Here is an 8318-nt window from a genome sequence, read left to right on the forward strand (position 1 = left end):
CCTGGGCGGCCCAGCCGCCCGCAGGGTGGGCGGTTTCACTGCGGGGCTGGTGTCCGTGTCGCGGGGCCTGCGCGTGGTGGAGCGGGCCGCTTGCCGCGGGGCGGTGTGGTCAGAGGGATCTGAGGGCGGCTGTGGTGGCTCGGGTGAGGGTGGGGAGGTGGGTCTTGGGGAGGCGGGGCTGGCGGAGGATGACCGTGCGCCAGTACAGGGGGCCGGTGATGAGGTCGAGGGCGAGGTCCTCGTCGAGGCCGCGCCGGAGTTCCCCCCGCTCCACCGCCGCCGCGACGATCCGCAGCGCCACGCTCTCCTGCCCCGACCGCACGGCCTTGCGCAGCGCCTCGTCGATCTCCGGGTTGCGGGCCGCCTCCGCCTGCAGGTCCGGGATGATCTGCGAGGCCACGGGATGCCGCAGCGCACGGGACGTGAACTCGTACAGCAGCCGCAGGTCCGTCTCCAGCGACCCCGTGTCGGGCGCGGGGAGGCCCTGCACGGCCAGCGCGGAGACGATGTCCAGCACCAGGTGCAGCTTGCCGCGCCACCGCCGGTAGACCGCGGTCTTGCCGACGCCGGCGCGCCGCGCGACGCCCTCGATCGAGGTCCGCGCGTACCCCACCGCCGCCAGTTCCTCCAGGACGGCCGCGCGGATGGCCTCCGTCACGTCCTCGCGGAGCACCGCCGCCCCGGCCGGGGCGCGGCGGCGACGCTCGGCGGACCCGGACCCGTTCGCGGGCCCGTTCCCGGGCCTGGTCCCGGACCCGTTCCCGGCGCCGTCGGCGGCTTCGGCTGCCGCTCCGGCTGCGGTCGCGGCTTCGGCGTGGGCGTCAGTCATGCGGACCAGCATAGGGCGAACGGGGCCGTTACGACGGGACGGTTGCGTTCCGGCGTGCCCGCGCCTAGGCTCCATTCGCGACCGACGATACGGTCCCGTTCCGTCGTCGGTCCCGTCCTCCCGCTCGACCGCTCGAAGAAAGGCCGCGGATGTGAGCCAGGTTCTCGACGCACCGCATCCCGCCGGTCCGGCGGTCCCCGACCACGGGGACCTGTCCGCGCTGGCAGCCCGGTACGGCCTCTCGGTCAGCGGGGCGCGCCCCAGCCTGACCGGCTACGTCCGGCAGCTCTGGGCGCGGCGGCACTTCATCACCGCCTTCGCCACCGCCAAGCTGACCGCCCAGTACAGCCAGGCCAAGCTGGGCCAGCTCTGGCAGGTGCTCACGCCGGTGCTGAACGCCGCGGTGTACTTCTTCATCTTCGGCGTCCTGATGGGCACCTCCCGCGGCGTGCCGGACTTCGTGCCGTTCCTGGTCACCGGCGTCTTCGTGTGGACGTTCACCCAGACCTCGCTGATGACCGGCACCCGGTCGATCGCGAGCAACGTCGGCCTGGTGCGCGCGCTGCACTTCCCGCGGGCCTCGCTGCCGATCTCCTACTGCCTCCAGCAGCTCCAGCAGCTGCTGTTCTCGATGGCGGCGCTGGTCGTCATCCTGCTGATCTTCGGCGTTCCGGTGGCCTGGTCCTGGCTGCTGGTGCTGCCGGCGCTGACCCTGCAGTTCGTCTTCAACGCGGGTCTGGCGATGGTGCTGGCCCGGCTGGGCGCGCACACCCCGGACCTGGCGCAGCTGATGCCGTTCGTGCTGCGGACCTGGATGTACGCCTCGGGCGTGATGTTCAGCCTGACGCAGGTGGCGCAGCGCACCGACCTGCCGGGCTGGGTCTTCAACGTCCTCCAGTGGAACCCGGCGGCGGTCTACATCGACCTGATGCGGTTCGCGCTGATCGACAGCTACACCGCGAGCCAGCTGCCGGACCACGTGTGGCTGATCGCCGCCGGGTGGGCGCTGCTCGCCGGGCTCGGGGGATTCGTTTTCTTCTGGAAGGCTGAGGAGACCTACGGCCGTGGCTGAGCAGCTGATGGACGTCGCCGAGGAGCAGGTACCCACGGTCGTCGTCGACCACGTGGACATCGTCTACAAGGTCAACGGCGCCGGTGGCGGGCGGGGCGCGGCCACGGCGGCGCTGAGCCGGATCGTGCGGCGCAAGGAGAAGGTGGAGCGGGCGTCCGGGGTGCGGCGGGTGCACGCCGTGAAGAACGTGACGTTCGTGGCGCACCGCGGTGAGGCGATCGGGCTGATCGGCACCAACGGGTCGGGCAAGTCGACGCTGCTGAAGGCGGTGGCCGGGCTGCTGCCGGTGGAGAACGGGCGGATCTACACCGACGGGCAGCCGTCGCTGCTGGGCGTCAACGCGGCGCTGATGAAGGACCTCACCGGGGAGCGGAACGTCCACCTGGGCGGGCTCGCCATGGGGATGTCGCGGGAGCAGATCCGCGAGCGGTACCGGTCGATCGTGGACTTCTCGGGGATCAACGAGAAGGGCGACTTCATCACCCTGCCGATGCGGACGTACTCCTCGGGCATGTCGGCCCGGCTGCGGTTCTCGATCGCCGCGGCCAAGGACCACGACGTGCTGCTGATCGACGAGGCGCTGGCCACGGGCGACAAGAAGTTCCAGAAGCGGTCCGAGGCGCGGATCCGCGAGCTGCGCAAGCAGGCCGGAACGGTCTTCCTGGTCAGCCACAACAACAGGTCGATCAGGGACACCTGCGACCGGGTGCTGTGGCTGGAGCGGGGCGAGCTGCGGATGGACGGTCCGACCGAGGACGTCATGCGCGAGTACGAGAAGTTCACCGGCAAGTAGGCCGCACCTGAGAAGGCGACGGCGGCGGGACGGCGGAGGGGCGGTCCGGGGCACGTGCCCCGGACCGCCCCTCCGCCGTCCACGCCTGGGCCGGTCGGCTGTCCGGCCGCCGCGCGGGGCGGCGGCCGGGGGCCGGGCTACGACCGGAGGAGGGTGCGCATGGTGCGCATCGCGACCGAGAGGTTGGCCAGGTCGAAGCTGTCGGAGGAGTGGATCTCGTCCAGCGTCGTCCGGGCGCGGCTGAGGATCGCCGCGTGGCGCTGCTCCCACGCGTCGAAGCGCTGCTCCGGGGTGGCGGAGGACTCGCCGGCGGCGAGGATCTCCGCGGTGAGGGCGGCGTGGGCCGCGTACAGGTCCTCGCGGATGGAGGCGCGGGCCATGGACTGCCACCGGTCGGCCCGCGGCAGCTCGAGGATGCGGTCCATCAGCTGCGTGATGCGGAGGCGGTCGGCGAGGTCGTAGTAGACCTCGGCGACCTCCAGCGCGTCCTTGCCCGTGCGGTCGGCCACCGAGACGATGTCCAGCGTCGGGAAGGCGGAGGAGAACCCGGCGACCTGGGTGGCCAGTTCCTCCGGCACGCCGGCGCCCGACAGCTCGTCGTGGATGTGCTGGTACCAGGCCTGGTCGGCGCCGCGCAGCAGCTTGGGCAGGTGGCCCCAGACCTGCTCGACGCCCTCGGCGAAGAACTCGACCGTCTGGGCGATGGCCAGCGGCTGCGGCCGGTTGTTGAGCAGCCAGCGGGTGGCGCGCTCGACCAGCCGGCGCGAGTGCAGCCGGATCCGGGTGAGGACGGCCGCCTCGACCTGGTTGTCCAGGGCCTCGACGGCGTCCCAGACGCGGCCGCAGTGGAAGATCTCCCGGGCCACGGTGTGCGCCCGCACCACCTCCTCCAGCGACGCCCCGGTCTCCTCGCGCAGCCGGTGCAGGAAGGTGGTGCCGCCGGTGTTGACGGTGTCGTTGACCAGGACCGTGGTGACGATCTCGCGGTGCAGCGGGTGGTTGTCGATCTGCTCCTCGAACCGCTCGCGCAGCGCCGTCGGGAAGTAGGCGTGCAGCAGGCGGCGCAGATACGGGTCGTCGGGCAGGCCGGTGGTCACCAGTTCCTCGGCCGCGGTGATCTTGGTGTAGGCGAGGAGGACGGCGGTCTCGGGACCGGTGAGGCCCTGTCCGTGCTGGATCCGCTCGCGGATCTGGCGGTCGGTGGGCAGGAACTCGATGGCCCGGTCCAGGCGGCCGGAGCGCACCAGGTGGCGCAGGAAGCGCTGCTGGGAGGGGAGCATGTCGTGCGCCTGGGCGGCGGCGTTGGCCAGCGCGGTGTTCTGCGCGTAGTTGTTGCGCAGCACCAGGGAGCCGACCTCGTCGGTCATCTCCGCGAGCAGCTTGTTGCGCTGCTTGACGGTCATGTCGTCGGCGCGGACCAGCCCGTTGAGCAGGATCTTGATGTTCACCTCGTGGTCGGAGGTGTCCACGCCGGCGCTGTTGTCGATGGCGTCGGTGTTGACCTTGCCGCCCGCGGCTGCGTCGACCCGCCCGCCCTCACCGGCGTTGCCGGCCTGCGCGTACTCGATGCGGCCGAGCTGGGTCAGGCCCAGGTTGCCGCCCTCGCCGACGACCTTGACCCGCAGGTCCTGGCCGTCGACGCGGATGGCGTCGTTGGCCTTGTCGCCGACGTCGGCGTGGGACTCCACGGACGCCTTGACGTAGGTGCCGATGCCGCCGTTCCACAGCAGGTCGACGGGGGCGGTGAGGACCGCCTTCATCAGCTCGGCCGGGGTCATCTTGGTGACGCCGGCGTCGATGCCCAGGGCCTCGCGGATGTGCTGGTTGAGCGGGATCGACTTGGCGGTGCGGGGGAACACGCCGCCGCCCGCGGAGAGCAGCCCGGTGTCGTAGTCCGCCCACGAGGAGCGCGGCAGCTCGAACAGGCGGCGGCGCTCGGCGTAGGAGACCGCCGCGTCCGGGTCGGGGTCGACGAAGATGTGCCGGTGGTCGAAGGCGGCCACCAGCCGGATGTGCTCGCTGAGCAGCATGCCGTTGCCGAACACGTCGCCCGACATGTCGCCGACGCCCACGACCGTGAAGTCCTGCGTCTGGGTGTCGACGTCCAGCTCGCGGAAGTGGCGCTTGACGGACTCCCAGGCGCCGCGGGCGGTGATGCCCATGCCCTTGTGGTCGTAGCCGGCGGAGCCGCCGGAGGCGAAGGCGTCGCCCAGCCAGAAGCCGTACGCCTGGGCCACCTCGTTGGCGATGTCGGAGAAGGTGGCGGTGCCCTTGTCGGCGGCGACCACCAGGTAGGTGTCGTCGCTGTCGTGCCGCACCACGCCCTCGGGCGGGACGACCTCGCCGCCGACCAGGTTGTCGGTGATGTCGAGCAGCGCGGAGATGAAGGTGCGGTAGCAGGCGACGCCCTCGGCCAGCCAGGCGTCGCGGTCCACCGACGGGTCGGGGAGCTGCTTGGCGACGAAGCCGCCCTTGGCGCCGACCGGCACGATGACGGTGTTCTTCACCATCTGCGCCTTGACCAGGCCGAGGACCTCGGTGCGGAAGTCCTCACGCCGGTCCGACCAGCGCAGACCACCGCGGGCGACCTTGCCGAACCGCAGGTGGACGCCCTCCACGCGCGGCGAGTACACCCAGATCTCGTAGGCGGGCCGCGGCGCCGGCAGGTCGGGGATGGCCTGCGGGTCGAACTTCATCGACACGTAGTCGTGCGGCCGGCCGTCGTCGGTGAGCTGGAAGAAGTTGGTCCGCAGGGTCGCCTTCACGACCGTGAGGAAGGACCGCAGGATCCTGTCCTCGTCCAGCGAGGCCACCTGGTCCAGGGCGCCGTCGAGCTCCTCCAGCAGGCCGTCGGTGATCTCCAGCCCGGCGCTCTGCCGCTCCGGCGACAGCCGCGCCTCGAAGAGGGAGACCAGCAGGCGGGTGGTGTGGACGTTGTCGCGGAGGGTGTCCTCCATGTAGTCCTGCGAGAACGTCGACCCGGCCTGCCGCAGGTACTTGGCGTAGGCGCGCAGCATCATCGCCTCGCGCCAGGTGAGACCGGCGCTCAGGACGAGGGAGTTGAAGCCGTCGTTCTCGGCGCGGCCGGTCCAGGTCGCGGCGAAGGCGTCCTGGAACCGCTCGCGGGCGTCGTCGCCGCCGAGGAACTCGCCGCTCGCGGTGAGCGCGGTGCGCGGCAGGCGCAGGCCGAAGTCGTAGATCCACGCGCCGGAGACGCCGTCGTGGCCCTCGGGGCAGCGCAGCTCGTAGGGGCGTTCGTCGGTGACCTCGACGCCGAGCCGGGTGAGGACCGGCAGGACCGCGGAGAGCGAGACCGGGGCGCCGTGGCGGTAGATCTTGAAGCGGCGCTCGCCGGGGGCGGCGCCCACCGGCTCGTAGAGGCTGAGCGCGAACTCCTCCTCGACGCCCTCGGCGACCAGGTGCTCCAGCCGGGCGATGTCGGAGACGGCGGCGCGCGGCGTGTGGTCGGCCTTGTAGCCCTCGGGGAAGGCGTTGCCGTAGCGGCGCAGCAGTTCGGCGGCGCGCTCCTCGCCGAACTCGGCGTGCAGCGCCTCGGCGAAGCCGTCGGCCCAGGAGCGGGCGGCCTCGGCGAGCCGGCCCTCGATGCGCTCCTTGTCGGCGTCCGACAGGTGCGGCAGCTCGGTGCCGAGCGGCACGCGGACCACGAAGTGCAGCCGGGAGAGGATCGACTCGGTGTTCCAGGCGGTGAAGTCGACGCTGGTGCCGCCGAGTTCCTCCTTGAGGATGTCGATGATCCGCAACCGGACCGCGGTGGTGTAGCGGTCGCGGGGCAGGTAGACCAGCGCCGAGTAGTAGCGGCCGTACTCGTCCTGCCGCAGGTAGAGCCGCAGCCGGCGGCGCTCCTGGAGGTAGAGGACGGAGGTGACGATGGAGCGCAGCTCGTCGGCGGGGGTCTGGAACAGCTCGTCGCGCGGGTAGGTCTCCATGATCTGGAGCAGGTCGCGCCCGCCGTGGCTGTTGGGGGAGAAGCCGGTGGCGGCCAGCACCTCGGCCACCTTGCGCCGGATCACCGGGACGCGGCGCACGGACTCGGTGTAGGCGGCGGAGGAGAACAGGCCGAGGAAGCGGCGCTCGCCGACCACCTCGCCGTTCTCGTCGAACTTCTTGACGCCGATGTAGTCGAGGTAGCTGGGCCGGTGCACGGTGGCGCGGCTGTTGGCCTTGGTGAGGACCAGCAGCCGGTGCTCGCGGGCCTTGGCGCGGGCGTCGGCGGGCAGCCGCTCGAAGGACGGGGCGGACGGGTCGTCGCCGCGGTCGCCGGGGACGTTCCCGTCGGCGTCGGGGGTCTGGTGCGGGTCGGAGCGCAGGATGCCGAGGCCGGTGCCGGGGACGGCGGCCAGGGTGTCGTCGTCGACCAGGCGGTACTCGCGGTAGCCGAGGAAGGTGAAGGCGTCGGCGGACAGCCAGCGCAGCAGCTCGCAGGCCTCGTCGACCTCCTCCTGCGGCAGGTCGGAGGCGAGCGGCTCGAAGGGCAGCTCGTCGGCGATGCGGACCGCGGCGTCGCGCATCTTCTCCCAGTCCTCGACGGCCTCACGGACGTCGGAGAGCACGCGCTGCAGGTCGGCGGTGATCTGCTTGAGGTCCTCGCGGTCGGTCTCGCGGTCCATCTCGACGTGGATCCACGACTCGACGTGCGCGTCGTGCGGCAGGTCCGCGGTGTCGCCGGGGGCGGGGGTGTCGAGCACCTCCAGGAGCTTGCCGGTCAGGTCGCGGCGCACCACGAACTGCGGGTGGACCACGAGGTGGATGCCGCGGCCCTGGCGGGAGAGCTCGTTGGTCACCGAGTCGACCAGGAACGGCATGTCGTCGGTGACGACCTCGACCACGGAGTGGCTGCTGGTCCAGCCGTTCTCCTCGACGGTCGGGGTGTGCACGCGCACCGCCGCCGTGCCCTGCGGCCGGAGGCCGGCCAGCCGGTAGTGGGAGTAGGCCGCGCCCAGGACGTCGACCGGGTCGCGGTCGGTGAGGTCCTCGGGCGCCGTGTGCAGGTAGTAGCGCTGGAGGAACGACAGCACGGCGGCCCGGTCCGGGCTCCTTCCGCCGTCGTCCGTGGCCCCCGCCGGAAGGCGTCCCCCGGCCGGGCTGTTCTCAGCTACCCGGGCGGCCCTCTCGAGCAGCTCGGCCTTGGCTTCGTCCAGCTTGGTCTGCATTGTTCTCTGGCTCCTGTCGCGCGCCGTTGCGTGACGTTGAAGGGAAGTCGGCCGGTGCGGCCGTGATGCTTCCGGCAGCACGTCTCGACGCCGGGTGTCCGGTTCGTTCCGACGCTATGCCTGAAGGGGACACGCGCGTGGGGATTCCGGCCATGCGCGACAGCGATGTCGCGGCCCCCCTCGCCGTCCCGGCGGAGATGTCGGCGAGCGGCGCCCGGTCCCGGGTGTCCACCGGGTGCTCCGGGCGCGTCGCGAGGGCTGGAACGCCCGCGCCGGCTATCGCGCTGATCACGGCACAAGGCTATATGCCGGTGTGAGGGGGCCGTCATGAGCCGTATGTGTACAAAACAGGGGGTGGAACTTTGCCGGTCCGCACAGCGTCGCGGTGCTGTGCGGAGAGGTATGGGGGCGGGGCGCGCGCGGGGCGCGGGGTGGGATCTCAGTCGCGCGGGG

General features: G+C 71.8%; 4 protein-coding genes. 2 read left to right on the plus strand and 2 right to left on the minus strand.

Going from position 1 to position 8318, the window contains the following annotated elements:
• Positions 1-109: 109 nt before the first annotated feature.
• Positions 110-829 carry a TetR/AcrR family transcriptional regulator gene (locus tag HW445_RS11555; protein WP_257231007.1) on the minus strand — a complete coding sequence of 240 codons (720 nt, stop codon included), beginning with the start codon at positions 827-829 and terminating at the stop codon, positions 110-112.
• Positions 830-980: 151 nt separating this feature from the next.
• On the opposite strand from HW445_RS11555, the gene HW445_RS11560 reads away from it, so the two are divergent.
• Positions 981-1901, plus strand: a complete 921-nt coding sequence (locus tag HW445_RS11560) for an ABC transporter permease (protein WP_151775165.1) — start codon at positions 981-983, stop codon at positions 1899-1901.
• A 7-nt stretch (positions 1902-1908) separates the two neighbouring features.
• A complete protein-coding gene (locus HW445_RS11565; protein ID WP_180220940.1) occupies positions 1909-2694 on the plus strand; it encodes an ABC transporter ATP-binding protein in 786 nt (261 codons plus the stop codon).
• A gap of 137 nt (positions 2695-2831) precedes the next feature.
• Here HW445_RS11565 and HW445_RS11570 read toward each other — a convergent pair whose 3' ends face one another.
• Complete coding sequence (locus HW445_RS11570) at positions 2832-7865, minus strand: NAD-glutamate dehydrogenase (RefSeq protein ID WP_180220939.1); 5034 nt, start codon at positions 7863-7865, stop codon at positions 2832-2834.
• Positions 7866-8318 lie beyond the last annotated feature (453 nt).

Source organism: Streptomyces sp. UH6 (assembly GCF_013421635.1).
Lineage (GTDB): Bacteria > Actinomycetota > Actinomycetes > Streptomycetales > Streptomycetaceae > Streptomyces > Streptomyces abyssomicinicus.